Consider the following 20,728-nt stretch of genomic DNA (forward strand, 5'->3'; position numbering starts at 1 on the left):
CGCCACAGTGGGTTCGCACCCCTTTCGCCGGTTCGCACCTCCTGCAGGGGGTGCGGATCGAGGCCAGGGGTGCGGATCGCGCGGGCCGGGTGGTGGCCGGTCGGGCGCGGACGAGTCAGGCCGGGGGACGGCCGCCCAGGGTGCGGGTCAGGCGGTCGGACTGGGCCACCAGGAGGTCGACCCACTTCTCGCACTGGTCGCGCGGCATCCGGATCGTCGGGCCGCTGATCGTCAGGGCCCCGGCGGGCTCGCCGGAGGCTGCGAACACCGGCGCGGACAGTCCGGACGCGCCGTCGTCGCGCTCGGAGGAGGTGATCGCGAAGCCGTCGCGGCGGGTCTGCCCGACGAGCTCGCGCAGCACTTCGGGCGTGGTCACCGTGTGGTCGGTCAGGGTCTCCAGCGGGCCGGTCAGCACCTGCTCGGCCAGCTCGTCGTCCCACGCCAGCAGGACCCGCCCGGCCGAGCCGGCGTGCAGGGGGAGGATCTTGCCGACGTGCATCTCGCGGCGCAGCGCGTGCCGGGTCTCGGCGACCGCGACGCACACCCGGTGGCCCTGCTCGACGCGGAAGAACGCGGCCGTCTCGCCGGTCGCGTCCCGGATCTCCCGCAGGACCGGTGCGGCGAGCTCCAGGACGTCGACGCCGCGCGCGGCCGCCCCGGCCCAGTAGGCCATCCGGACGCCGATCCGGACCCGGTCGCCGACCCGGTCCAGCAGCCCCTCGGCGACCATGTTCGATACCAGCCGCTGCACCGTCGACGCCGGCACGCCGGTGGCCTGCTGGATCTCGCCGAGCGAGAGCACCGGCCGGGCGAGGGTGAACGCGTCCAGGATGTCGGTGATCTTGCCCAGGACCAGCAGCGGCCGGTGCCGAGACTCGTTCCCGTCCGCCACGCGGGGCACTCTACCTGCGGGACAGGTGCAGGTCGGCCGCCTCGCGGTAGCGGTCCCACAGGCCCGGTGTCTCGGCGCCGTCGAAGCGGGCGGGCGCGCCCGACGAGCTCCACTCCGGCGGGGTGGCGCCCCCGAGGAGGGTCCACGCGGCCTGGCGGGCGGCGCCGTCGGCGACGTACTCGCCCGGCTCCGGCACGGTGACCGGCACCCCGAACACCGACGGCGCGATCGTGCGCACCGCCTCCGAGCGCGCCGCCCCGCCGACGAGCCGCACCCCCGTCACCGACACGCCCTGCCCGGCGAGCGCGTCCACCCCGACCCGCTGCCCGCACAGCATCCCCTCGACGGCGGCGCGGGCGAGGTTCTCCCGCGTCGCGTTGGCCAGGGTCATGCCGTGCACGGCGCCGGTCGCGTCCGGCAGGTTCGGCGTGCGCTCGCCCTCCAGGTACGGGACGACGGTCAGCCCATCCGCGCCGGGTTCGGCGGCCAGCGCGAGCCGGGACAGCTCGTCGAGGTCGACGCCGAGCAGGCGCGCGGCGGCGTCGAGGACCCGGGCCGCGTTGAGCGTGCAGACAAGCGGTAGGAACGCACCCGTCGCGTCGGAGAACCCGGCGACGATCCCGGACGGGTCACGGGCCTGCCGGTCCGCGCGGGCGAACACGGTGCCCGACGTCCCGAGCGAGACGACGACGTCGTCGCCTGCCCCGACGCCCAGCCCTGCGGCGGCGTTGTCCCCGGCCCCGGCGCCGAGCCGGAACCCGGGCCCGTCGACCGACTCCGCCGGTCCGAGCACACGGGGGAGTGCGACCTCGCGGCCGAGACCGCGGGCGAGCAGCTCCGGGCGGTACTCGCCGGTGCGGCCGTCGAAGTAGCCGGTGCCGGAGGCGTCGGACCGGTCGGTGACCAGGGCGTCGAGGTCCGTGGTGTCCCGCAGCTTCCAGGTCAGCCAGTCGTGGGGCAGGCATACCGCCGCCGTCCGCGCGACGTTCTCCGGCTCGTTCCCGGCGAGCCAGCGCAGCTTGGAGACGGTGAACGACGCGACCGGGACGACGCCCGTCAGCTCCGCCCAGCGGTCCGCGCCCAGCTCGTCGACGAGGTCGGTGGCGGCCTGCGCGGAGCGGGTGTCGTTCCACAACAGTGCCGGGCGGACCACCTCGCCGCGGGAGTCGAGGCAGACCATGCCGTGCTGCTGGCCGGCCACCGAGACCGCCTCGACGCCGTCCGTTCCGCCGGCGTCGTCGAGTGCGGTCTGCAATGCCGTCCACCAGTGCGCGGGGTCGAGCTCGGTCCCGTCAGGGTGCGACGCCCGCCCGGACCGGACCAGCTCCCCGGACTCCGCATCACGGACGACGACCTTGCAGGACTGCGTCGAGGAGTCCACTCCGAGCACCAGCGCCATGGGGTCCACCCTGCCATCGATGGGAACGGTGGCGCCGTTCACCGGCCATGAGCGCACCGTCACCGGCTGCCGGGGATCGGGGGCGCCGTCTCGACGCGGTCGCGGCCACGTTCTTTCGCCCGGTACAGGGCGGCGTCGGCGCGGGTGAACAACGAGCCGTCGTCCTCACGGTCCGGGGTGGTGGTGGCGACGCCGACGCTGACCGTGACGATGCCCGCCGACACACCGGCGTGCGGTAGCGCGCCGGCGCGGACGGCGTCGCGGAGGGACTCGGCGACCCGTCGCGCTCCGTCCGACGTGGTGCTCGGCAGGACGACGACGAACTCCTCGCCCCCGTACCGCGCCGCGACGTCGGTGGCCCGCCTCAGGGCGGCAGCGACGGTCCGTGCGACCGTGACGAGGCAGCGGTCGCCGGCGTCGTGGCCGTAGCGGTCGTTATAGGCCTTGAGGTTGTCGATATCGATGACCAGCATCGATATCGGCTCCGAGTTCCGTCGTGCCTGCGCCCACGTCGCCCGCCGGACCTCGTCGAGGCGGCGACGGTTGGGCAGGCCGGTCAGCGCGTCGGTCGCGGCGACGTGTTCGAGCTCGGCGTTGGTGTGTTCGAGCCAGTGCTGGCGAACGATACTGGCGGTGATGTCGTGGGCGACGCCGATGATCCGGTCGGGCGTCCGCCCGGCGATGCCTCCGGTACCGAGGCGGGTGGCGTACCACCGCCAGGTGCCGTCGGTGTGGCGGACTCGGGCCGTGCACTCGACCGTCGGATCGCCGAGCGTCATGCGCTCGAAGGCGGCTGTGACATGGTCGAGGTCATCGGAGTGCAGCCGTTGCCGCCAGCCGTAGCCGACGAGGTCGTCCGGGTGGAGTCCCAGCGACGCCGTCCCGGCGGGGGAGACGTAGCGCAGCCAACCGTCGACGTCCGCCACGAACGCGAGCTCATGGACGTACGAGGCGACCAGGTCCTGGTCCCGGACCCGGCCCGTCCCGACGTGGTTCTCGTGCTCCTGCCGCACCGAGGCCACCGTCGTGATCAGGACGGCGAGGAGTGCCAGCAGTACCGCAGGCAGCAACAGGGCACAGGAACACATCGACACCGTGTCGCCGACCGTGGGCAGCACCATGATCAGCCGTCGGGGTCGGAATCGATGACCGTGATCCGCGTGCCGCTGGTCCTGGACCCCACCTGTGGTCCGCTGGTCATGTGAGGTCCTCTCGTGGCCGGGGGGAGTCCGGCGTCGGGGTGCGGTGACCGAGGAACTCCTCGACGACCGGGGCGAGGCGTTCCGGCGCGGCCACGAGGTCGATGTGGCCTCCGCGGTAGACGTGGAGGCGCGCTCCGGGGATGAGGGTGGTCATGATGTGGGCGTTGGCGAGCGGGATGATCGGGTCGTCGTCGCCGGCGAGGACGAGGGTCGGCTGCCGCAGCCGGGGCAGGAACGCCAGGCTCGTCCACCCGGCACCGGCCAGCAGCTGGCACGCGTAGCCCCGCCACGATCCGCCGCGGCTGTGCCGGCGCATGATCGCGACGACGCGTTCGGGGTCGTCTCGTGCGACGCCGCCGTAGATTCCGGGGGCGACGCGGCGGAGGAACCCGGGATCGAGGTGGCGGCGCGGTGTCGCCATCGTGGCGAGGACACCGGGCCCGGCGGGAACCATCAGCGATCCCGTGCCGGTGGCGACGAGCACCAACCTCCGGCACCGGTCACCGGCCGTGTGCGCGAACTGCTGGGCCACCGCTCCGCCCCAGGAGATGCCCAGTACGTCGACACGCTCGTGGCCGAGCGTGTCGAGCAGTCCCGTCATGGCGAGCGCCAGGCCACGCATCCGGTAGGGCCGGCCGGGCAGCGGCGACCCACCGGCTCCGGGCGGGTCGAAGCGTACGACCGTGACAGCCGGGTCGCCGACGTCCTCGCCGGCCTGGAAGGACGACCGGGGGTTGCCCGGGGGATTGACGGTCGCAGCGATGTGGCCGCCGGTCGACAGCACGAACCGGGTCGTCCCGCCGAACAGCCCCGCACTGCGGTAACAGCTCTGCCACGGGCAGATGTGGTCGGTTGCCCCGGCGACCACGTAGCCGTCGACGTCGATGTCCGACAGGTCCACCGGTCGGCCCGACATGGTCGCCGTACCGGGGGAGACCAGGGCGTTGGTCAGGGCGAGCTCGATGAAGTCGCGGTGCAGGCCGGCGGCCATGCGCGTGGTGTCGGCGTTCCAGAACAGGATGTCGAAGCGGGCCGGGTCACGGCCCAGCAGGTAGTTGTTGACCCAGTAGCTCCACACGAGGTCATCGGGCTTCAGCCAGGCGAACACCTCGGCCAGCGTCCGTCCGTCGAGGTAGCCGCGTGCCCGGGAGGCCGCCACGGCGGCCTTCGCGGTCGTGTCGTCGACCAGCGCCGCGCCCACTCCGGCCCGGGTCTGGTCGAGGACGCAGACGGCGACGGCGAATCCGGCGACCTTGCCGAGCTGCCCGCGGTGCGCCAGCGCCGCCAGCGTTATCGACTGCAAGGTGCCCCCGGAGCAGAAGCCCAGCAGGGTGGCCGCGTCGGCGCCGGTGACGGCGAGTGCGGCGTCGAGAGCATCCTCGATCGCCCGGCCGTAGGTGTCGAGATCCCACTCGCGGTGCCGGGCGTCGGGGTTCCGCCAGGAGACCACGAGCACCTGTTGGCCGCCCTGGACGAGGAACTCCGCGAGGCTCCGACCGGGCGCGAGGTCGACCAGGTAGTACTTGTTGATCACTGGCGGCACGACGAGGACCGGCCTGGTCGCCACCGTCGCCGTCTGCGGGGCGTACCGGATGAGCTCGAACGTCTCGGTCCGCAGGACGACGGCCCCCGGGGTGACGGCCAGGTCGACGCCGACCTCGTACGCGTCGGGTCGCACCATCGCCGGGATCCGGGGCGCGCTGACCAGATCGGTGACGAGGTTGCGCAGCCCGGTGACGATGCTGCCGCCGCCCGAGTCGATCACCGCTTTCCACGCGGACGGGTTGACCAGCGGGTTGTTGCTGGGAGCGAGGCCGGCGATCACGTTGTCGACGGCGAGCTCGAGCCGGGTGCGGTCGCGCCAGTCCAGCCCGGCGTCCGCGAGCAGTGCCCGGGCGCTGCCGCCCGCGGCCAGATAGGCCTGCACGATGCGCCGCAACACCGGGTTGGAGCTCCAGGCCGGGTCGGTGAAGCGCCGGTCCCGTTTCGCCGATGTGCGCGTCGAGCGGCCCACGGCGACCTCGGCGAGCTCGGCGGTGAGCTCGCGTGTGCGGCTGGCGACCGCGCCGGGCCGCCGGAGGAGGCGGCCGGCCAGGCGTGCGCCGGACCCCACGGGTATCAGCCGGTGCCCGGGCCCGAGGGCGCCGTCGACCATCAGCGTGTCCAGTGCGGCCGCGTTGTCGGCCCCGTCCGTGCCGGCCGGTGTGACGACCCCGGACGTGGGGACATCCGGTCCGGCGGTCGTCGCGTCGTCCGGTCTCGGGCCCTTTCTCACGACCGTGCCCCGGCCGGGACGACGACGTCGCGGCGAAGGATCTTGCCGGTCGGCCCCTTGGGCAGCTCGTCGACGACCCAGACCCGGCGCGGGTACTTGTACGCCGCGACGCGGGCCCGGACGAACTCGCGGATCTCGGCGGGATCGGCGTCGGCGCACAGTGCCACCGCTGCGCCGATCTCCTCACCGAGCTCGGGGTGCGGGATGGCGACGACGGCCGCCTCGCTCACGGCGGGATGCTGGTGGAGCACCTCCTCGATCTCGCGCGGGTACACGTTGAACCCGCCGCGGATGATCAGCTCCTTCTTGCGGTCGACGAGGAAGTAGTAGCCGTCGGCGTCCTTGCGGGCGAGGTCGCCGGTGCGGAACCAGCCGTCGGGGATCGCCTCGGCCGTCGCCGCGGGGAGACCGTGGTAGCCGCGCATGACGTTGTGCCCGCGGATCGCGATCTCGCCGATCTCGTCGCCGCCGACCTCCCGGCCCGTGTCGTCGAGCAGCCGCATCTCCACCCCGCTCACCGGCGTCCCGACCGATCCGGCCTTACGGGGGCGGCCGGGATGGTTGAACGACGCGACCGGTGAGGTCTCCGACAGCCCGTAACCCTCCAGGACGGGCGCGCCGTAGGCGGCCTCGAAGTCCTCGAGGACCTGGACGGGAAGTGCCGAGGCGCCGGAGATGCAGAGCCGCAGCGTCGAGGTGTCGGCGGACCCGGCCGGCTGCCGCAGCAGCGCGGAGTACATCGTCGGCACACCCGAGAACACGGTGACCCCGTCCCGTTCCATCACCGACAGGGCCGACGCCGCATCGAAGGGGGAGAGCAGGGAGAGGCAGGCGCCGCTGCACACCGCCGCGTTCATGACGCAGGACTGACCGAACGCGTGGAACAGCGGGAGACATCCCAGCAGCACGTCCTCGTGCCCCAGCAGGAGCAGGGTCGTCGCGCTGACCGATGCGTTGTGCCGCAGGTTGGAGTGCGTGAGCTGGGCGCCCTTCGGGTGCCCGGTGGTCCCCGAGGTGTAGAGCAGGACGGCGACGTCGTCGTCGGCGCGGTGCACGAGCCACGAGACGGGCCGGGGCCCGGTGAACAGGGCGGGGGACTCCTCGTCGACCTCGACGAGCTCGACGCCCGCGGCGCGGGCGGCCGCGGCGGCGTGCGGACCCGACGCCGGGCCGGCGAACAGCACCGTGGCACCGGAGTCCGCCAGGTTGTAGGCGACCTCGCGCTCCTTGAGCAACGGGTTCATCGGCACGACGACCGCTCCGGCCCGCAGGATCCCGTAGTAGAGGACGGGGAACTCGGGGATGTTGGCATCATCAGCCCCACCGGAGGGCCGGGACCCACTCCCCGGGAGACGAGCAGGGCGGTGACCCGGGCCGACGCCTCGTCGAGCTCGGCGTAGGTCAGGACCCGCCCGTCGTGGCGGACGGCGGGTCGGGTGGGGTACTGGGCTGCGGCCTCGGACAGCAGCATGGCGAGGCTGGTCATGGCTGCTCCGTCGGTGTTCGGGGGCATCCTGTGGTGCTGCCCCAGCCTGCTGGCCGTGCGTCGATATCCGAACGTGCGCCGGAACAACGTCGCAATATCCGATTTGTCCCCCCGCACAACCGGTCTACGGTGCGGGCATGAGTCCGCCGAGGTCGGCACAACACCAGGCTGTCGCCACGCAGATCGCCGCGGGCGTCCAGGCGGACATGGCCTCGCTGCTCGACCGGGTCGTCCGGCGGATCCGTCGCGAGGTTCCGTCCTACGGCCGGACCGACATCGTCGGCATCGACGAGCTCCGCTCCTCGGTCGCCGACAACGTCGACCACATCATCAAGGGGCTGACCGGCGCGGACCCTTCCGATCTCCGGGCTCCGCGCGCCACAGGACGAGCCCGGGCGGCCCAGGGGGCACCGCTCGTCGAGATGCTCTCGGCCTACCGCGTGGGGTTCGCCGAGGTGTGCTCCGGACTCGTCGCCACCGCCCGCGCACTGCCCGGCGCTCCGGACGACGTCCTCGTCGCCCTGGGCGGCCCGCTGTTCGCGCTCTTCAACGAGTACTGCGACGCGGCCATCGTCGCCTACCGCGACGAGGCGCAGCAGATGGTCCGCGCCCACGAACGCGAGAGGGCCGTGCTGGTCGAGGCGATCCTGACCGGCCCGGCCGGCGCCGGGCCCCTCTGGGACGTCGCGCATGCCCTGCGACTCCCGCTCGACGGTGCCTTCATGATCGTCGCGGCGCGCGCGGACCTGGGCCACGACCCGATGCCCCGGGTGGAGTCCGCGCTCGCTGTGCACGACATCAGATCGGTCTGGCGCCTGGAGACCGATCTGGGCATCGGCGTGCTGTCCCTGACCGACCGCAGTCGTGAGCAGTCGGCGCTGGCCGTCCTGGACAAGCACGCCGGCGGGCCGGTCGGGGTGAGTCCGGTCTTCGGCGAGCTCAGCCAGGCCGCCTGGGGGCTACGACTCGCCCGCCTCGCCCTGGAAGGCCGGCCGGACGGTGGCGTCGGTGTCGAGCAGTTCCGTGACCGTCCGTTGAACTTTCTGCTGGCGGCAGCACCGCACGCCGCACTCGAGACGGCCCGGGTGGTGCTCGGCGGCCTTCTCGCTCTGCCGCCCGACGACCGGGATCTCCTCCTCACCACGTTCGAGACGTGGGTCGACGCCGGTGGGTCGGCGCAGGAGGCCAGCACGGTCCTGTTCTGCCATCCCAACACCGTTCGCTACCGCCTTCGGCGGCTCGAGTCCGAGACCGGCCGGCGCATGACCCATCCCGCCGACGCGGCCGAGCTCGTCGCCGCGGCCCGCGCGTGGTCGCAACTACCGCATTCGACGACGGACCTCGGGTCTCGATGACGGCGGCGACAGGGCTGCGCCACGGCCGCCGGCTCGGCGTGGTCCTCCCCGCGGCACATCGCGAGCGGCGAGCTGGCACCCTGCTCCCATGAGCGACGAGCAATGGTTCTACTGCCTGGTGCACAAGACGGTCGAGCCCGGTGCGGGCTGCCGGGCCGCGGACCGTCTGGGGCCCTACCCGGACAAGGAGACCGCCGCGCGGGCACTCGAGATCGCGCGCGAGCGGACCGAGGCGCAGGACAAGGCCGACCGCGAGTGGAACCAGGGGAAGGGCTGACCCGGGGTCACTCCGGGGTGGTGGCCAGCTCGTCGAGGTCGTCGGGGGTCAGCCCGTAGATGCTGTCCTCGGCGAACGAGGAGTACTGCAGGTTCAGGCGCAGCCGGGTGTCCTGCGCGGCCTCCTGCAGGCGCGCGGACATCGCCGGGTCCTCCTGCTCGACGATCCACGCCGCCTGCAGCTGGAAGCCCAGCTCCTCCTCCAGCGCGACGATCACGGTGCGGATGGCGCCGATCAGGGCGGTGCGGTCGCCGCGGCCCTCGGCGGTCGCCGTCATCTGGGCGAAGGCCGCGTCGCGGGCGTCCAGGTAGCGCCGGTGCGCGATCCGTCCGCGGTGGTCGAGCCGCGCGAGCCGGGTCGCCAGGAACACGTCCATCAGGGCCTCCTCGTGATCGCCACGTGACCGTAGCGGTCCCACGGCGCCGTCGCGCGTGGCAGGGTGATCGTCGTGGTCGACGCAGATGTCGCAGGAGACGCGGGACGGGTCGTGGTGGTCACCGGCGGGAGCCGGGGGATGGGCCGGGAGATGTGCCGCGGGTTCGCGGCACAGGGCGACCGGGTGGTCGTCGCCAGCCGCAAGGCACCGGCCTGCGAGGCGCTCGCGGCGCAGCTGCGCGACGAGTTCGGCGCGACCGCGCTCGGTGTCGGCGCCCACGTGGGCCGCTGGGCGGACTGCGACGCCCTGGTCGACCGGGTCCTCGACGAGTTCGGGCGGATCGACGTGCTGGTCAACAACGCCGGGATGTCGCCGCTCTACCCCTCGCTCGACGAGGTCACCGAGGAGCTGTTCGACAAGGTCATCGCCGTCAACCTGCGTGGTGCGTTCCGGCTGGGCTCGCGCGTCGGGAAGCTGATGGCCGACGGCGACGGCGGGTCGATCGTCAACATCTCCAGCATCGCCGCCGTCGAGCCGAGCCCGGTCGAGCTGCCCTACGCCACCGCCAAGGCCGGGCTCAACGCGCTGACCGTCGGCCTGGCCCGCGCCTACGCGCCAAAGGTCCGGGTCAACACGGTCATGCCGGGGCCGTTCCGCACCGACATCGCGGAGAACTGGCCGCCGGAGGTCCTGCAGCGCTTCGAGGACGGCACGATCCCGCTGCGCCGGGTCGGCGAGGCCGACGAGATCGTCGGCGCCGTGCTGTACCTGACGGGACCGACCGCGTCGTACACCACCGGCTCCACCATCAAGATCGACGGAGGCCTCGCGTGGTCGACGTGACCGAGCTGGTCGACACCGATGCCCTCGCCTCCTGGCTGCGCACGCAGGGGATGGACGGGGAGATCACCGAGGTGACCCCGCTCGCCGGCGGGACCCAGAACGTCGTGGTGCGCGTCGTCGTCGACGGCCGCCGTCTGGTGCTGCGACGCCCACCGGCGCACCCGCGCCCGAACTCCGACCGCACGATCGCCCGGGAGATCACCGTCCTGGGCGCGCTGGCCGGCTCCGACGTGCCGCACCCGGAGCTGGTCGCCGGGTGCACCGACACCGGCGTGCTCGGCGTCGTGTTCTACCTGATGACCGACGTCGACGGGCTCAACCCGGGCGAGGCGGTCAGCCCGGAGCAGGAGGCGTCGGAGCAGCTGCGCCACGGCGGTGCCCTGGACATGGCACGGGCGGCGGCCCGGCTCGGCAGGCTCGACCCGCACGCGATCGGGCTCGGGGAGCTGCAACGCCCGGGCAGCTTCCTGGAACGTCAGGTCCCGCAGTGGACCAAGCACCTCGCGAGCTACGACGAGGTGCCCGACTACGAGTCCGGGACGCTGCCGGACGTCGACCTGGTCGCGGACTGGCTGGAGCAGCACCGACCGCCGGACGCCGCACCGGGCGTCGTGCACGGCGACCTGCACCTGAACAACGTGATGCTGCACCGCACCGAGCCCCGGGTCGCGGCCGTCATCGACTGGGAGATGTGCACCGTCGGCGACCCGCTGCTCGACCTCGGCTGGCTGATGGTCACCTGGCCCGAGGAGCCGATCGGGATGAGCGCCGGGCCGGCGCTCTCGGCGCTGGGCGGGCTGCCGACCCGCGCCGAGCTCGTCGCGGCCTATGCCGATGCCGGGGGCCGGGACACGTCCCGGATCGACTGGTACACCGCACTGGCCGGATTCAAGATGGGCATCGTCCTGGAGGGGACGCAGGCCCGCGCCGCGGCCGGCAAGGCCCCCGCCGAGATGGGGCGGAAGCTGCACGAGGCCGCGGTCGGTCTGCTGGGTCTCTCCGGCCGGATCGCCCGCGGGGAGTGGTCGATCTCCTAGCGCGGGGTCAGGCGCACCGGGATCCCCCCGACCGGGACCGGCAGCGAGGTGTTGTCCCAGCGCAGGCGGTAGCCGGGCTCGACGTCCCACCGGTAGCGGCGCAGCATCTCGTGCAGGATCGCGGTGACCTCCAGCGTCCCGAAGTGCAGCCCGATGCACTTGTGCACCCCGCCGCCGAACGGGACCCACGCGTCGCGGTCGGAGCGGTCCTCGCGGCGGTTCGGGCCGAAGCGCTCGGGGTCGAACGTGTCCGGGTCGGTCCAGCAGGAGCGGTCGTAGTGGTTCACCGCCGGCGCGACGACGACCCGGGACGCCGCCGGCACGTGGTAGCCGGCGACGCTGGTGTCCTTGACCGCGGTCCGCATGACGATCGGCACCGGGGCGTCCATCCGCAGCGCCTCGCGGATGACCAGGTCCAGGCTGGTCAGCGACCGGAGAGCGGCGACGTCCGGTGTCGCGTCGCCCGAGGATGCCGCGAGCGCGTCGGACTCGGCGCGGCAGCGCTCCTGCCACTCCGGGTTCCGGCCCAGGTGATAGGCCGCCGACGCCGCGGTGATCGTCGACGTGTCGTGCGCGGCCATCATCAGGAAGATCATGTGGTTGACGACGTCGTCGTCGGAGAACCGCTCGCCGTCGTCGGTCACGGCGTGGCACAGCGCGGAGAACAGGTCCTCGCCGTCACCGGCGCGCTTCGCCTCGAGGTTGGAGCGGAACCAGTTCTCCAGGTAGGCGCGCCCGCGCAGGCCCTTGCGCCAGCGCGTCCCGGGCAGGTCCCTGCGGACGAACGAGTTCGCCGCGCGCACGCAGTCGACGAACGCCTGGTTGACGGCCTGTGCCTCGGGCCCGCTGCGCCCGTCCATGAAGACCTTCTGCGCGACGTCCAGGGTCAGGCTCTTCAACGCCGGGTAGAGCCGCAGCTGCGAGTCCCACGTGGGGAGCACCTCGCGCACGACCGGCGTCGTCTCGGCGATGTAGGTCTCGATCCGCGGAGCGGTGAACGCCTCCTGCATGATCCGCCGGTGCGCCCGGTGCTCGTCGAAGTCGAGCAGCATCAGGCCGCGGTGGAAGAACGAGTCGATCGTCGAGCGCCAGCCCTCCTGGGAGAACGCCTTGTCGCGGTTCGTCAGCACCTCGCGGGTGGCCGCCGGGCCGGTGACGACGACCGCGCGCCCGAGGGGGCTGCGCATCCACCACAGCGGGCCCAGCTTCTCCGAGCGGGCGCGGGTGAACGTGGAGCCGAACCGGACGTAGCTCAGGGCGTGCCCGAGCAGCGGCATGCCCTCGTCGCCGGGGATCGGCCGCAGTCCCTCGGGGACCGGGGCGAACGGCCCGGGGTGACGGCCGTCGACGCCGCGGGCGAGCAGCGCCGCGTCGAACCGGTCCGGGGCGGGCACGGTGAGCACGGACGACCAGCGCTCCCGCGCGGCGCGGACGAGACCCCGGGGGCTGCGTTCGATGACGGTCACGTCCGTCACGTTAGACATCTCGGTATCGAGTGTCCAGATCGTTGACCATCGCTCCGGAATCGTCCAGGCTGGCCCGATGGTGGAGCGACGGTCGATGGTGCAGCGCAGCCGTGAGGTGCTGCGCTCGGACGCGCTCGACGTCGCCGAGGAGCTGATGGTCGCCTCCGGCCCGCGTGGGCTGTCGATGCGCGAGCTCGCGGAGCGGGTGGGGGTGAGCCGGCAGACGCTCTACAGCGAGTTCGGCGACCGCGGCGGGGTGGCCTCGGCGCTGGTCCTGCGCTGCACGGAGCGGTTCCTGTCCCGGATCGAGGCCGCGCTCGCCGCCGAGACCGACCTGCACGCCGCGTGGGTCGCCGCCGTCGGGGCCGCACTCACCGAGTCCGCCGCGAACCCGCTGACCAAGGCGTTGCTGACGGGCGAGGGCGCCGCGCCGGAGCTGTTCGGCGCCGACTCCGGCCCGATCGTCGCCGCGGCCACCGACCGCAGCGTCGCCTACCTGCGCCGGGCCTTCCCGGATCTCGACCCGTCCGCGGTGGACCTCGCGGCCGAGACCGCGACCCGCCTGACCGTCAGCCACATCGTCCTGCCCCGCCACCCGCCGGAGCAGGTGGCCGAGCAGGTCGCGACCGTGGTCGTCCGGGTCCTGCGCCCGTGATCCCCACACCGTGACCACTGCACCGTGACCACTGCACCGTGACCACTGCGCCGTGATCACCGGGCCGTCTCGACGACCCTCTTGATCGCGGAGAGGGTGGCGGGGATGCCCGAGCGCGCGTCGGCGACCCGGACCTCGATCTCGTGGTCGGCGGACTCGCCGAAGCGCTCCCCGAAGAACGCCCGGCCGGCCTCGCGGAACTCCCACGTCTCGGTGAGCCGGGTGCCCTCCCCGTCCGGGGCCATCTCGTAGCCCCAGCGGACGAGACCGCCGTTGACCTCCCAGGCGAACGCCCGGCCGGGCTCGGCCGCGACCACCTCGTTGCTGGTGCTCCACTCGCGGTCGGGCTTGCGGTTGTGCCCGGTGAAGCGGGCGCCGACGCGCGGACCGCCGTCGTCGTCCCATTCGCAGCCGATGCAGACCGGGCTCCACTCCCCGGTGCGGGCGATGTCGGACACCGTGTCGTAGACGGCCTGCGGGGTCGCCTCGATCCGGATCGAGTCGGAGAAGGTGAACCGGTTCTCGGACATGCGGTCAGCCTACGATCAGAGGATCAGTCCGTGACGCGCATGTGCCAGGCGTCGGTGACCAGCTCCGTCAGCCGCTCCACCCCCACCTTCTCCAGCCGCACCATCACCAGCGGCATGCGGTCGTAGGACGGGGTGGTGAAGAACAGATCGGGCTCGCCCAGCACCAGCGCCTGCTTCTCGGCCTCGTCGCCGACGTAGAGCACGGCGATGTCGGTGCGCAGGACCCTCGGCTTCCCGCCCACGCGCTCCGGATAGGACCAGACGATCCCGCGCCCGCCCACCTTGAAGTCGAACCCGTCGCTGTCGGCCTCCTCGACGCCGTCGAGGGACAGGGCGAGCCGTCGGACGTCCTGTGCGTCAGCCACTCCTGCGCCCGCTCCACATGGGCGCGATGCTAGGCGCTCGCGCCGTCGAGTCCTACGAGGACCGGGATCAGGCGGGCCCGGCGGCGAACGACGCGGCGTACCGGGCGGCCGCGCCGAGGGACTCGACCGGGAACCTCACGTGCCCGACCGCGACGTCCGGGCCGACCACCTCGGCGCCGCCAGCCCACGACGTGATCGCCGGGATCGTGCGAGAACCTGCACCGGTGCAGGTCTCCGCACGATCCCGGTGATCAGGCCGGTCCGACCAGGAGCACGTGCAGCGTGCGGGGGCCGTGCACGCCCTCGACGCGGTCCAGCTCGATGTCGCTGGTGGCGCTCGGTCCGCTGATCCAGGTCTGCGGGCGGGACGGGTCCAGCGCCGCGACCGCCTCTGGGACGCCGGCGACGACCTGGTCCACCCGGACCACGCAGACGTGCAGGTCGGGGACGAGGGTGGCCGCCCGCCGTCCCTGGCCCTCACCGTGGTCGAGCACGATCGTGCCGGTCTCGGCGATGCCGATCGCGGCGGTGGAGAGCACCCCGTCGCAGGTGTCGAGCTCGGCGGTGGTGACGGTCGGGCCGTCGCGGATGATCTCGACCCGGTCGTCGACGGGGACCAGGGCGTCCGGGAAGCCCGGGGGGACGAGGATCCTTCGGGTGCCCGAGGAGGCGCCGGTGACCGCGGCCAGGACGGCGTCCGCTGCGGTGAGCACGGTCGGGCGCTCGACGACGGCCCGGTAGTCGGCGACGCGCTCGGCGAACAGGTCGACCTGAGCGGGGGTGGCGGGTCCGGTCGCGGGGGCGGGACGGGTGACCGGGACGTCGGTGGCGGGGTCGGCCACCGTCACGTCGCCGAGGGCCTGCCGGGCGCGTCCCAGGATCTCCTCGCGGGCGTTCATCGGTCTCCCACCCCGTTCGTGCCGTGCCCGTTCACCCCGGGCCCGTCGCCGGTCTCGGCCCGTCCTCCGTCGGTGCGCTCCCACCAGGCCCGGAACGACTCCTCCGCCGGGACCGGGACGTCGCGCGACCCCGCCCACGCCGCGGCGGGGCCCGGCAGCGCGCCCAGCATCGGCGCTCCGCCCGGGGCGGCGTGCCCACCCAGCTTGTTGATCAGGCGGCCGCCGAGCCCGGAGACCTTCTCCGCCGCGCCGATCCGGCCGGACGAGCTCAGCGTCCAGGACGCCGCCTTCATCGCCATGTCCTGCACCGACGGCAGTCCCGGCGCCGCCTTGTGCGCGTCGACGACCTCCGCACGCAGGTGCACCAACACCTCCGGGATGTCGATCCGCACCGGGCAGACCTCGAAGCACGCCCCGCACAGGCTGGAGGCGTAGGGGAGCGAGTCGGTCTGCTTGTCGTGGCCGACCCCGCGCAGCATCGGCGTCAGGATCGCGCCGATCGGGCCCGGGTAGACCGAGCCGTAGGCGTGCCCGCCGGTGCGTTCGTAGACCGGGCACACGTTCAGGCACGCCGAGCAGCGGATACAGCGCAGCGCCTGGCGCCCGACCTCGTCGGCGAGCACGTTCGTGCGGCCGTTGTCCAGCAGCACCACGTGCACCTCCTGCGGCCCGTCGCCGGGGGTGACCCCGGACCAGGTGGAGGTGTAGGGGTTCATCCGCTCACCGGTCGAGGACCGGGGGAGCAGTTGCAGGAAGACCTCCAGGTCGTCCCAGGTCGGGAGGATCTTCTCGATGCCGACGACGGAGACGAGCACCTCGGGCAGGGTCAGGCACATCCGCCCGTTGCCCTCGGACTCGACGACGGTCAGGGTGCCGGTCTCGGCGACGGCGAAGTTCGCGCCCGACACGGCGACCTTCGCGCGCAGGAACTTCTCCCGCAGGTGGGCCCGTGCGGCGGCGGCGAGCTCGGCCGGCTCGTCGGTCAGGCCCTCGGGGGCGGCGCGGCCGGCGGTGCCCATCTCGCGCAGGAAGATCTCCCGGATCTCCGCGCGGTTGCGGTGGACCGCCGGGACCAGGATGTGGCTGGGCAGGTCGTCGCCGAGCTGGACGATCAGCTCGGCCAGGTCGGTCTCCCAGGCGTCGATCCCGGCGGCCTCGCACGCCTCGTTCAGGCCGATCTCCGCCGTCGCCATCGACTTGACCTTGACGATCTCGCGCGCGTCGTGCTGCTGCGCGATGCCGACGACGATCGCGTTGGCCTCCGCGGCGTCGCGCGCCCAGTGCACGGTCGCGCCCGCGGCCTGCAGCGACGTCTCCAGCTGCTCGAGGTAGTACGGGAGGTGGCGCAGGACCCGGTCCTTGATCGCCGCGCCGGCCAGGCGCAGCTCCTCCCAGTCGTCGACCTCGCCGACGACGCCGGCCCGCTTGGTGCGGATCGTGCCGGTGGCGTGGGCGAGGTTGCGGCGCAGCTGGGTGTCGGCCAGGGCGGCCTTCGCGGCGGTGGGGAAGGCGGGCATGCCGACGAACGTCGCCGTCATCGCGGACCTCCCTCGGTCGGCGCGCCGGACCCGACGGCCGGTTCGCGCGTCGGCGCGCTGCCGGCGGAGGTGACGCTGTGCACGACCGGCTCGGTCTGCGCGAGCACCTCGGCCAGGTGCATCACCCGCACCCCGGACCGCTGCCGCGACAGCAGCCCGCCGACGTGCATCAGGCACGAGTTGTCGCCCGCGACCAGCACCTCGGCGCCGGTGGAGCGGACGTGGCGGGCCTTGTCGTTGCCCATCGCGATACTGGTCTCCGCATTCTTCATGGCGAACGTCCCGCCGAAGCCGCAGCACTCGTCAGCACCGGGCAGCTCTTCGAGGCGGATCCCGCGCACCGCGCGCAGCAGCGACAGCGGCCGGTCGCCGACGCCGAGCATCCGCAGGGAGTGGCACGTCGGGTGGTAGGTGACGCGGTGCGGGAAGTACGCGCCGACGTCGGTCACCCCGAGCACGTCGACCAGGTACTCGGACAGCTCGTGGACCGGCGGCGCGGCCTCCACGGCATGGACCAGGCCCGGGTCACCGGAGCGCTCGGCGACGATCCGGTGCTGGTGGCGCACCGACCCGGCGCACGACCCGGACGGCGCGACGATCGCCTCGTACCCGGCGAACGCGTCGAGGTGGTTGCGCAGCAGCGGCACCGCCTCGTCGAGGTAGCCGGTGTTGACCATCGGCTGCCCGCAACAGGTCTGCGCGGACGGGAACGCGACGTCGACGCCGAGGCGTCGCAGCAGTGTCACGACGGCCTTCCCGGTGTCCGGGAACAGCGCGTCGTTGATGCACGTGACCATGAGACCGACGGTCATGGAGCCTCCGGTGGTGGGCGGTGGGCTGTCGTTCACGCCAGCGCCCCGACCCTAGACGGGGGTGCCCGCCTCAGCTCGTCGGTTCTACGGGTGTCACATCTGTCGCGCGGGTCCGCGATGGGCCAAGGTGTGCGGATGGACGCCTGGTCGGTCTGGACGAACCTCGCGACGCTGGTCGTCGTCGGGGGAGCGGTGTCGCTGGTGCTGATGCTCGTCGCCGCGACCGCCGACGGGGCACCGTCCACCCCGATGGCCCGCCGCGGGATCCCGCAGGGGCTCGGTGTGGTCGGGGTGCTGGCGTCGTTGACGGCCGGGATCGTCGTCGCGGTCGTCGACGTCGCCGACCCGCGGTGGTGGCTCGGCCCGCTGTCCTGGGGCGTCTGGATCGCGGGCGAGGTGGTGACGTTCCTGCTGATGACGCTGCTGTTCGCCGTCGACCGTCGGCTCGTGCGTTCCTAGAGCCCGGTGGCAGGGGTCAGGTGGTGGCCTCGCGGTACTGGTCGGCGAGCCACAGGTAGCCGGCGGAGTTGAGTCCGATCGCGTTGCGCTCGTCCTCGCCGAGCTCCTTGCGGACCTTCGCCGGCACGCCCGCCACCAGCGAGCCCGGCGGCACCTGCATGCCCTGGGTGATCACCGCGCCGGCCGCGACGATCGTCCCGGCGCCGACCGTCGCGCCGTTCATCACGATCGCGCCCATCCCGACCAGCACGTCGTTCTCCACCGTGCAGCCGTGCAGCACCGCCCGGTGACCGACGCTGACGCCCTCGCCGATCGAGCACGGGAACCCGGGGTCGGCGTGCACGACCGTGCCGTCCTGGATGTTGGTACGGGCACCGATCCGGATGGCGTCGAAGTCGCCGCGCAGCACGCAGGTGAACCAGATGCTGACCTGCTCGGCCAGCGTCACGTCGCCGGCCACGACCGCACCGGGGGCCACCCACGCGCCGGGGTCCACGGTCGGGCGCTTCCCGTTGATCTCGATCATCGCGCCATTCTCGGTCATGGGGTCAGCTCCCGGACCGGGGCACCGGCGCGGAACGCGGCGACGTCCTCGACGACGTCGGCGTGGTACTCCCGGTAGGACGACCACGACACGTACCCGGTGTGCGGGGCCAGCACGGTCCGCGGGGCCGTCCGCAGCGGGTGCTCGCCGGGCAGCGGCTCGGTGTCGTAGACGTCCAGGGCGGCGCCACCGATCCGGCCGGCGTAGAGCGCGTCGACGAGAGCCGCCTCGTCGACGATCGGCCCGCGCGAGGTGTTGACCAGCAGAACACCCGGCTTCATCAGCGCGAACTCGCGCGGCCCGATCGTCGCGACCGAGCGCTCCGACAGGACCAGGTGCACGCTCAGGACGTCGGCGCCGGCGAAGAACGCGTCGTGCTCGAGCGCCTCGACACCCACCTCCGCGGCCCGCTCGGCGGTGAGGTTCGTGCTCCACGCCGTGACGTGCATGCCCAGCGCGCGGGCCACCGGCACCATCGCCGCCCCCAGCTTGCCGAGTCCGACCAGGCCGAGCGTCGACCCGGACAGCACCGTGCCCAGGCCGCGCTGCCAGCCGCCGGCGCGGATCGCGGCGTCCTGCGCGGGGAGGTTGCGGGCCAGGGCCATCAGTAACGCCCAGGTGTGCTCCGTCGTCGACGCGCGCCCGGCGCCACTGCCGGTGCCGCAGACGGTGACGCCGCGCTCGCGGGCCGCGGCGACGTCGATCGAGGCGTTGCGCATCCCGGTGGTGATCAGCAGCTTCAGGTCGGGCAGGCCGTCGAGGATCGGTGCCGTGACCGGCGTCCGCTCACGCATGCAGACGACGGCGTCGAAACCCTGCAGGCGGGCGATCAGGCGGGACGGCTCGTCGACGTGGTCGGCGAAGGAGACGGCGTCGACGTCGGCGGGGAACCCGGACAGCGACAGCGCGACGTCCTGGTAGTCGTCGAGGAACGCGACACGGAAGGACACGGCTCGATCGTGCCGCATGAGACCGTGTGGATCCCGGCCGGGACTCAGTCCGCGACCGCGGCCTCGAACGCGGTCAGCGCGTCCAGGCTGAACAGCACGAACCGGACCTGCTCGACCTTCGTCCCGGATTCGCGCACGGTCTGCACGGCGATCCGGGCGGCGTCGGGCATCGGCCAGCCGTAGATGCCGGCCGAGATGGCGGGGAACGCGACCGACAGCGCGCCGAGCTCGTCGGCGACCGCCAGGGACGTCGCGTACGCCGAGGCCAGCAGGGCGGAACGGTCCTCGCGCTTCGCGTACACCGGACCGACGGTGTGGATCACCCAGCGCGCCGGGAGCCGTCCGGCGGTGGTCGCGACGGCCTGCCCGGTCGGCAGCCCGTCGGGGTAGCGGTCGCGCCGGACCGCCCGGCACTCGGCGAGGATCTCCGGCCCGCCGCCCCGGTGGATCGCGCCGTCCACCCCGCCACCGCCGAGCAGTGTCGAGTTGGCCGCGTTCACCACGGCGTCGACGGCGGCCTCGGTGATGTCGCCCCGCACGGTGACGATGTCGGTCACGTCCGCGCCTCCTCGAGTGCCGCCAGCAGCGGGATCGCCGCGATCTTGTCCCGGGTCAGGGACTCCCACAGGATCCCACCCGAGGGCCGGGTGCGCCGGTGCTCCCGGCAGTCGACGATCCGGTCCGGGGTGACGACCAGGTCGACGGGCGCGTCGTGGTCGGCGACCGGGATCTCGCCGGCGTCGCGCAGCTGCAGCTCGTGCACCGTGGTGACGACGAGCGTGTCGTCGCCGATCAGCCCGGCCTCGCGGGCGAGGGCGAACTCCAGGTCGGCGAACCCGCCGCCCTTGCCCAGGCGCGCTCCGTCGGCGCCGACGGCCACACAGCCGGTGACGACCAGGCCGACCGGCTCCAGGTCGGCGACCGCGACGCGGCGGGCCGAGCGGGTGGCGTTCTTGATCGAGACGGCGCGACGGGGCGGGTCGGCGAGGTCGTCCGGATCGAGCAGGAAGAACGGGTCCGGCTCGGCCAGCTTCGGCACCGCCATGTAGACGGTCTTGCCGTCCTCCAGCGCGTACTGCCGCACCGGCAGCTGCGCGGAGTCCGGGTTCGACTTCACCGTGCGGGCGCCGGCCCAGGCGCCGGTCTCCCGGAGTCGCCGTGCCGCGGCCTCGGCACCGGTGAAGTTGGAGATCCGGTTACGGGCGCCGGGGAACCGGGCCACCTTCGCCTCGGTCAGTGCCGTCCAGACCTCGTCGCGCAGCTCCGCCTTGCGGGCGAGGACCTCCGGATCGCCACCGGCGTCGTGGTCGTGGCGGCGGGACACGGTGTCGCTCCTGCTTCTGCGGCGGCTGCTTCTGCGGCGGCGCG

The 20,728-nt window shown here is 73.2% G+C and carries 22 protein-coding genes and 1 pseudogene; 6 read left to right on the plus strand and 17 right to left on the minus strand.

Annotation, left to right across the window (positions count from 1 at the left end):
- Positions 1–115: 115 nt before the first annotated feature.
- From EV383_RS13980 to EV383_RS33090, 6 genes and pseudogenes are all read right to left on the minus strand, one after another.
- Positions 116–892, minus strand: coding sequence for an IclR family transcriptional regulator (locus EV383_RS13980; RefSeq protein WP_130290318.1), 777 nt, complete (start codon positions 890–892; stop codon positions 116–118).
- Positions 893–902: 10 nt separating this feature from the next.
- Positions 903–2,291 carry a xylulokinase gene (xylB, locus tag EV383_RS13985; RefSeq protein WP_130290319.1) on the minus strand — a complete coding sequence of 463 codons (1,389 nt, stop codon included), beginning with the start codon at positions 2,289–2,291 and terminating at the stop codon, positions 903–905.
- A gap of 59 nt (positions 2,292–2,350) precedes the next feature.
- On the minus strand, positions 2,351–3,412 hold the full coding sequence (locus tag EV383_RS13990) for a GGDEF domain-containing protein (RefSeq protein ID WP_130290320.1): 1,062 nt from the start codon (positions 3,410–3,412) through the stop codon (positions 2,351–2,353).
- A 76-nt stretch (positions 3,413–3,488) separates the two neighbouring features.
- Positions 3,489–5,648 carry an alpha/beta fold hydrolase gene (locus EV383_RS13995; RefSeq protein WP_130290321.1) on the minus strand — a complete coding sequence of 720 codons (2,160 nt, stop codon included), beginning with the start codon at positions 5,646–5,648 and terminating at the stop codon, positions 3,489–3,491.
- A 116-nt stretch (positions 5,649–5,764) separates the two neighbouring features.
- Positions 5,765–6,193, minus strand: a complete 429-nt coding sequence (locus EV383_RS33085; protein WP_423213693.1) for an AMP-binding enzyme — start codon at positions 6,191–6,193, stop codon at positions 5,765–5,767.
- A gap of 45 nt (positions 6,194–6,238) precedes the next feature.
- Positions 6,239–7,281, minus strand: a pseudogene (locus EV383_RS33090) (AMP-binding protein); the annotation flags it as partial.
- A gap of 110 nt (positions 7,282–7,391) precedes the next feature.
- On the opposite strand from EV383_RS33090, the gene EV383_RS14005 reads away from it, so the two are divergent.
- A complete protein-coding gene (locus EV383_RS14005; RefSeq protein ID WP_130290322.1) occupies positions 7,392–8,609 on the plus strand; it encodes a PucR family transcriptional regulator in 1,218 nt (405 codons plus the stop codon).
- 88 nt (positions 8,610–8,697) lie between these two features.
- The gene (locus EV383_RS14010; RefSeq protein WP_130290323.1) at positions 8,698–8,886 is read left to right on the plus strand and encodes a hypothetical protein; all 189 of its coding nucleotides are present in this window, start codon (positions 8,698–8,700) and stop codon (positions 8,884–8,886) included.
- Between the two features lie 7 nt (positions 8,887–8,893).
- On the opposite strand, the gene EV383_RS14015 is transcribed toward EV383_RS14010, so the two are convergent.
- Positions 8,894–9,262 (minus strand): hypothetical protein, encoded by a 369-nt coding sequence (locus EV383_RS14015; protein WP_130290324.1) that lies wholly within the window; start codon positions 9,260–9,262, stop codon positions 8,894–8,896.
- 72 nt (positions 9,263–9,334) lie between these two features.
- On the opposite strand from EV383_RS14015, the gene EV383_RS14020 reads away from it, so the two are divergent.
- Complete coding sequence (locus EV383_RS14020) at positions 9,335–10,105, plus strand: SDR family NAD(P)-dependent oxidoreductase (protein WP_242623087.1); 771 nt, start codon at positions 9,335–9,337, stop codon at positions 10,103–10,105.
- A complete protein-coding gene (locus tag EV383_RS14025; protein WP_242623088.1) occupies positions 10,093–11,142 on the plus strand; it encodes a phosphotransferase family protein in 1,050 nt (349 codons plus the stop codon). The genes EV383_RS14020 and EV383_RS14025 overlap by 13 nt, the downstream gene beginning before the upstream one ends.
- On the opposite strand, the gene EV383_RS14030 is transcribed toward EV383_RS14025, so the two are convergent.
- Complete coding sequence (locus EV383_RS14030) at positions 11,139–12,626, minus strand: cytochrome P450 (RefSeq protein WP_130290325.1); 1,488 nt, start codon at positions 12,624–12,626, stop codon at positions 11,139–11,141. The two genes, EV383_RS14025 and EV383_RS14030, sit on opposite strands and share 4 nt — an antisense overlap.
- Positions 12,627–12,684: 58 nt before the next feature.
- On the opposite strand from EV383_RS14030, the gene EV383_RS14035 reads away from it, so the two are divergent.
- A complete protein-coding gene (locus tag EV383_RS14035) occupies positions 12,685–13,263 on the plus strand; it encodes a TetR/AcrR family transcriptional regulator (protein ID WP_165438344.1) in 579 nt (192 codons plus the stop codon).
- 56 nt (positions 13,264–13,319) lie between these two features.
- On the opposite strand, the gene EV383_RS14040 is transcribed toward EV383_RS14035, so the two are convergent.
- From EV383_RS14040 to EV383_RS14060, 5 genes are all read right to left on the minus strand, one after another.
- Positions 13,320–13,793 carry an SRPBCC family protein gene (locus tag EV383_RS14040; protein ID WP_130290327.1) on the minus strand — a complete coding sequence of 158 codons (474 nt, stop codon included), beginning with the start codon at positions 13,791–13,793 and terminating at the stop codon, positions 13,320–13,322.
- A gap of 23 nt (positions 13,794–13,816) precedes the next feature.
- Positions 13,817–14,158 (minus strand): MmcQ/YjbR family DNA-binding protein, encoded by a 342-nt coding sequence (locus EV383_RS14045; protein WP_130290328.1) that lies wholly within the window; start codon positions 14,156–14,158, stop codon positions 13,817–13,819.
- A gap of 251 nt (positions 14,159–14,409) precedes the next feature.
- On the minus strand, positions 14,410–15,057 hold the full coding sequence (locus EV383_RS14050) for a LutC/YkgG family protein (protein ID WP_130290329.1): 648 nt from the start codon (positions 15,055–15,057) through the stop codon (positions 14,410–14,412).
- Positions 15,054–16,595, minus strand: coding sequence for a lactate utilization protein B (locus tag EV383_RS14055; protein WP_130290330.1), 1,542 nt, complete (start codon positions 16,593–16,595; stop codon positions 15,054–15,056). Before EV383_RS14055 ends, EV383_RS14050 begins: the two co-directional genes overlap by 4 nt.
- Positions 16,592–17,407 carry a (Fe-S)-binding protein gene (locus EV383_RS14060; RefSeq protein ID WP_130290331.1) on the minus strand — a complete coding sequence of 272 codons (816 nt, stop codon included), beginning with the start codon at positions 17,405–17,407 and terminating at the stop codon, positions 16,592–16,594. Before EV383_RS14060 ends, EV383_RS14055 begins: the two co-directional genes overlap by 4 nt.
- A gap of 135 nt (positions 17,408–17,542) precedes the next feature.
- Here EV383_RS14060 and EV383_RS14065 point away from each other — a divergent pair, with 135 nt between their 5' ends.
- Positions 17,543–17,866: a hypothetical protein gene (locus EV383_RS14065; RefSeq protein WP_130290332.1), complete on the plus strand. Its 324-nt coding sequence runs from the start codon at positions 17,543–17,545 to the stop codon at positions 17,864–17,866.
- Between the two features lie 16 nt (positions 17,867–17,882).
- Here the strand turns inward: EV383_RS14065 and EV383_RS14070 are convergent, their stop codons facing one another.
- The 4 genes from EV383_RS14070 to EV383_RS14085 are packed head-to-tail and all read right to left on the minus strand — an operon-like array spanning position 17,883 to position 20,684.
- The gene (locus tag EV383_RS14070) at positions 17,883–18,410 is read right to left on the minus strand and encodes a gamma carbonic anhydrase family protein (protein ID WP_165438345.1); all 528 of its coding nucleotides are present in this window, start codon (positions 18,408–18,410) and stop codon (positions 17,883–17,885) included.
- Positions 18,407–19,360, minus strand: a complete 954-nt coding sequence (locus tag EV383_RS14075; RefSeq protein WP_242623090.1) for a D-2-hydroxyacid dehydrogenase family protein — start codon at positions 19,358–19,360, stop codon at positions 18,407–18,409. Before EV383_RS14075 ends, EV383_RS14070 begins: the two co-directional genes overlap by 4 nt.
- Before the next feature lie 44 nt (positions 19,361–19,404).
- The gene (locus EV383_RS14080; RefSeq protein WP_130290334.1) at positions 19,405–19,917 is read right to left on the minus strand and encodes an O-acetyl-ADP-ribose deacetylase; all 513 of its coding nucleotides are present in this window, start codon (positions 19,915–19,917) and stop codon (positions 19,405–19,407) included.
- Complete coding sequence (locus tag EV383_RS14085; protein WP_130290335.1) at positions 19,914–20,684, minus strand: 5-formyltetrahydrofolate cyclo-ligase; 771 nt, start codon at positions 20,682–20,684, stop codon at positions 19,914–19,916. Before EV383_RS14085 ends, EV383_RS14080 begins: the two co-directional genes overlap by 4 nt.
- Positions 20,685–20,728: the final 44 nt, after the last annotated feature.

The organism is Pseudonocardia sediminis, assembly GCF_004217185.1.
Classification (GTDB): domain Bacteria; phylum Actinomycetota; class Actinomycetes; order Mycobacteriales; family Pseudonocardiaceae; genus Pseudonocardia; species Pseudonocardia sediminis.

Bases quoted from the DNA above. Each gene is read 5' to 3' on its own strand.
- EV383_RS14055 (WP_130290330.1), bottom strand. From the start codon at position 16,595: ATGACGGCGACGTTCGTCGGCATGCCCGCCTTCCCCACCGCCGCGAAG.
- EV383_RS14050 (WP_130290329.1), bottom strand. From the start codon at position 15,057: ATGAACGCCCGCGAGGAGATCCTGGGACGCGCCCGGCAGGCCCTCGGC.
- EV383_RS33085 (WP_423213693.1), bottom strand. From the start codon at position 6,193: ATGCGCGGCTACCACGGTCTCCCCGCGGCGACGGCCGAGGCGATCCCC.
- EV383_RS14060 (WP_130290331.1), bottom strand. From the start codon at position 17,407: ATGACCGTCGGTCTCATGGTCACGTGCATCAACGACGCGCTGTTCCCG.
- EV383_RS13990 (WP_130290320.1), bottom strand. From the start codon at position 3,412: ATGGTGCTGCCCACGGTCGGCGACACGGTGTCGATGTGTTCCTGTGCC.
- xylB (WP_130290319.1), bottom strand. From the start codon at position 2,291: ATGGCGCTGGTGCTCGGAGTGGACTCCTCGACGCAGTCCTGCAAGGTC.
- EV383_RS14030 (WP_130290325.1), bottom strand. From the start codon at position 12,626: ATGTCTAACGTGACGGACGTGACCGTCATCGAACGCAGCCCCCGGGGT.
- EV383_RS14040 (WP_130290327.1), bottom strand. From the start codon at position 13,793: ATGTCCGAGAACCGGTTCACCTTCTCCGACTCGATCCGGATCGAGGCG.
- EV383_RS14065 (WP_130290332.1), top strand. From the start codon at position 17,543: ATGGACGCCTGGTCGGTCTGGACGAACCTCGCGACGCTGGTCGTCGTC.
- EV383_RS13995 (WP_130290321.1), bottom strand. From the start codon at position 5,648: ATGGTCGACGGCGCCCTCGGGCCCGGGCACCGGCTGATACCCGTGGGG.
- EV383_RS14010 (WP_130290323.1), top strand. From the start codon at position 8,698: ATGAGCGACGAGCAATGGTTCTACTGCCTGGTGCACAAGACGGTCGAG.
- EV383_RS14015 (WP_130290324.1), bottom strand. From the start codon at position 9,262: ATGGACGTGTTCCTGGCGACCCGGCTCGCGCGGCTCGACCACCGCGGA.
- EV383_RS14035 (WP_165438344.1), top strand. From the start codon at position 12,685: ATGGTGGAGCGACGGTCGATGGTGCAGCGCAGCCGTGAGGTGCTGCGC.
- EV383_RS14005 (WP_130290322.1), top strand. From the start codon at position 7,392: ATGAGTCCGCCGAGGTCGGCACAACACCAGGCTGTCGCCACGCAGATC.
- EV383_RS14070 (WP_165438345.1), bottom strand. From the start codon at position 18,410: ATGACCGAGAATGGCGCGATGATCGAGATCAACGGGAAGCGCCCGACC.